This window comes from Wolbachia endosymbiont of Cylisticus convexus (assembly GCF_003344345.1).
On sequence record NZ_QPIP01000172.1, the window covers coordinates 1 to 3694 of the forward strand.

4 protein-coding genes are annotated in these 3694 nt (G+C 39.3%); 1 reads left to right on the top strand and 3 read right to left on the bottom strand.

Annotated features, from left to right (window positions below; genetic code table 11):
* A partial coding sequence (locus Wcon_RS09850) for a latrotoxin-related protein (RefSeq protein ID WP_179947518.1) occupies positions 1–528 on the top strand: 528 nt, incomplete at its 5' end.
* 10 nt (positions 529–538) lie between these two features.
* Here Wcon_RS09850 and Wcon_RS09855 read toward each other — a convergent pair.
* From Wcon_RS09855 to Wcon_RS09865, 3 genes are read right to left on the bottom strand one after another with little or no spacing between them, the layout of a single operon-like run.
* Complete coding sequence (locus Wcon_RS09855; protein ID WP_237350146.1) at positions 539–1609, bottom strand: Rpn family recombination-promoting nuclease/putative transposase; 1071 nt, start codon at positions 1607–1609, stop codon at positions 539–541.
* Entirely contained in the window at positions 1606–2226 is a 621-nt protein-coding gene (locus tag Wcon_RS09860; protein WP_114517628.1) for a group II intron maturase-specific domain-containing protein, read from the bottom strand. Before Wcon_RS09860 ends, Wcon_RS09855 begins: the two co-directional genes overlap by 4 nt.
* Positions 2199–3089, bottom strand: coding sequence for a reverse transcriptase domain-containing protein (locus Wcon_RS09865; protein WP_114517629.1), 891 nt, complete (start codon positions 3087–3089; stop codon positions 2199–2201). The genes Wcon_RS09860 and Wcon_RS09865 overlap by 28 nt, the downstream gene beginning before the upstream one ends.
* Between the last annotated feature and the right edge of the window lie 605 nt (positions 3090–3694).

Below are 3694 nucleotides of genomic sequence, written 5' to 3' on the forward strand. Positions count from 1 at the left end.
GGTATGGATAAGGCTATTACAACTCAAGGTGCTGATATAAATGGTACGCTTCTTCTGCTAGATGTATTCATAAGAAAGATTACAGGTCAAAAGTACATTTCTACAGTAGGTCAGTCTATATCTCCACTAGAAGCACAGAGTTATGCATTGAATATTACGGGATTTGAGCGATTATTGAATGAAACAGCCACTAAATCAGGTATATCACTAACAAATCTAAACTTTGATCCTGTGGCAGTACAATCAGCTATAGTTGGGCAAATAGTAAGTGAAAAATTTTCTGAAATATCAAAAACTCTATATTCATTTGCAAAAGAAGCATGTCCAGAATTAAAACAAACTGATAAACTTCTAAGAAGCAATTTAGAAGAGGAGAAAGAAACTGCACTGCTACAACAGAAAGTAGAAAAGCCTTCTAAGATCTTAGATCGGCAAATTTCAAAAAAAGTAGAGTTATCTAAGAAGCCCGACACTTTCTTAAATGGAACATCAGTGGTTAAAGGAATAAGCAATGTGTTAGAGCTATGAATTGAGGGAACTATGAGGTCTTTTCTGCCTGTAACTGTTTGATCTCATCAGGAGAAAGATCTGTGGTTTGCGATATGATGTCAATGGAGATACCAGCCTTAAGTAGATTTTTTGCAACTTCGGTTTTCTCTGCTTTTCTGCCCTTTTCATGGCCGATTTGGATGCCTTCTTGTCTACCTTCTAGTCTACCTTTTTCTTGACCTAATCTAAGCCCCTCATCAAATTTTTCAGCAAAAGCAGCAATCTCATCCATTATACGTTTTTTCCTTTGCTCATATGCTAGTAATTCTTCTTCTGACCAGTTAAACTTATTCATCTCTTCATAAGCTCGTTTTATTATTACGTCACTACCAACTATCTTATCTAGATCCTCTTCCCTTGTTTCTCCTGCATATCGAAAAAAATAACACCATTTTTCTACTATATTTTCTAATTGATCTTCTTTTGTTTTGTTAAACTTTGGTAGCTCTATAAATACGAAGTAAAAATCCTTCAAGTCATGTTCAAAGCTATTTTTATCCAAGATGACATGATTTGATTTGTACTCAGCCTTATCTGGAAAAATAATGCAATCAGCAACAGCAATAAAGATAATTTCCTTGAGATTATGATACTCATCACCTTGATCAGCTTGACTTGAGTAGGCTTTAGCAGCATAATACTGAGCACGCTTTTCGAAGCCTTTGGTCTTAGTGAACTGCATCTCTATGATGTATCTGGAACCTTGAGAGTCTTTACAAAGAACATCGACAATACTCTGCTTTTTAGCGGCAATTTCAGGGTCTAGAATGGTAGCTAAGAATTCAACATCGTGAATAGCGGCTAAGCCAGTAAAGCCTAAAATATCGTTCAAGAAATGAATGAGGATATCTTTATTCTTTTCAGTGCCAAATATTCTTTTGAACGAGTAAGAGTTTAGTGGACTGAGATATTTTCCACTAAACTCTCCTCTAGGAACCGTACTTGAAAGTTTCCCTTCATACGGCTCGAGCCATCTTAAGTCCTTTTCTCGAGAACCGGCAACAGCTTCCTTCAAATATTCTGGCATTTCAAATTCCTTACTAGGATTAACATTAATCATATCTTATCATCCTCATAAAGAGAAGGATTATTTGATCTACGTTTTTCAAAGTAGGCATACCATTCTTTATCGTAGGGATTTGCCTCAGCTTGAATTTTCTTGTGGCGACGAATTGGTACGCTTGTTGCTTGAAAGAGTTCCTTCCACTCAACTGTACCTTTATTCTTAGTCAGCGCTGCAAAGCACCATCTTCTGGCTTCTTTTGTTTTAAAGTATTTCTCCTTAATCCAGCGTAAGCCTTTATTAGGGTGTCTGCGTTTTGACCATTGCCATAAGGCTTTAAAAATCTCAGAATCCACTTTCTCATAAGCTTTTCTTGCGCATATTCCCCTGTGGTAATAGACCCACCCTCGAATTTGAGGTGTGAGCAGTTCTATTACTTTTTCTTGGGTTGCTGCGCAGTTCTTACGAATCAAGCACCGGATGCGCTTCAGAAGTCGGTTTGTACTTTCTGCTGAAGGTTTGATGATTATCTTCCTTTCGTACTTACGTACTGTCTGACCTAGAAAATCAAATCCCTGTTCTACGTGTGTGATCTTGGTTTTTCCTGTGGATAGAGTTAACCCTCTGTCGCTGAGGAAATCCTCTACTAGCCTTTTAACTTTAGTCTCAAGAATTTCTTTTGATTTTCCAGTGTTACTATGAAGTCATCCGCGTAGCGAATCACGTGCACACCATATTTCTTGCGTTTTCTTGTTCCCTTCTTCCCGAAATGTTTACTGATAACATTTTCGAAACCATCAAGGGTCAAGTTAGCAAGTACAGGGGAGATAATTCCTCCTTGTGGAGTCCCTGCTATTGTGAAGCGGAACATTTGTTTTTCTATGAACCCAGATTTTAACCATTTGCTGAGAATATTCTTTTCTATTGGAATTGAGCTTTCTAACCAGCAATGGTCTATTTCATCAAAACACTTCTTAATATCCGCCTCTAGGATCCATTGCGATCTGTCGCGTCCCGCCAAAGTTTTGTGGATCTGGCTTATCGCATCAGCAGCTGAGCGATGTTTCCTAAATCCGTATGAGTGTCTATCTCCTATTGTTTCTGCAACAGGATCAAGTCCCATAAGATATAAGGCCTGCATCGCTCGATCTTTCATAGTGGGAATACTAAGAGGTCGCTTGCTGCCTGTAGGTTTGGGGATATAGACTCGTCTCAAAGGTTGAGAGCGATATCCTCGTTGCCTCAGGTTTGCAATTCCTTGAGATTTTGCTGAAGGGCTCTGCCACAACTGGTTGTCAACACCAGCTGTACATTTTCCTTTATTTGAAGTTACGCGTTTTACTGCCAACGCTTTAGCACTAAAACTACGTGTGAGGAGGCGTTGTAAAGTTTTCACTTTATTCCATCTCCTAGCTTTTGTTGCCTGAACAATACGAGCTTGTAGCCTTCTGGTATTTTTTTTACACTGAAACCAGTTAATTTGATTCCAGTGTTCTGCTGTACCGAAAGGTGCACTTACAATTTTACCTGTAACCATCTGCTTTCCTCACTTAAAAGGTTTTACAAACAATCTTGTTCAAGATGACCGTAGTGGACGTCAGTTCTCTTTCGAGCCAGATAACGTTTAAACCTGTATCTCATCCATTACAGATGAGCATTCACTTTTTCCACACTCCCAATCCCACATATCCATCAGTCTTTCTCATGATCAACCTTACTGAGTAAAGAAATTACCCAGAGATATATGGGGTTTCCGTGTTCCACCTATCAAACAACGAGCGGGTTAGGATTGATCTATACACCGGTGGTGTTTATGTTTGCGTATCAGATGCGTTCACGCTGATAACCTACCACATACCTTTTGGTCCAAGCCTGTCAGTGTCTTTGGCTTGTTCGATTTAACGATGCTTACGATCATTCACTTCTGTTATCCATACCGTTCACCCTAGCCCCCGTGCCAACTTGACACTTATAGCATCGTTCCTTCTTCACAGACCGAACTTCTCCTTTTCGGGCGGGTTCATTGTCCTAAACGCTTTGCATAAGACATTACTGTACTTATACAGTTTAGTAGGGTACGAGTGGCAAAACACTCGGTTTAGTCAGTGCTAAACAGTTTAATAGACGACTTTCACGTCACAC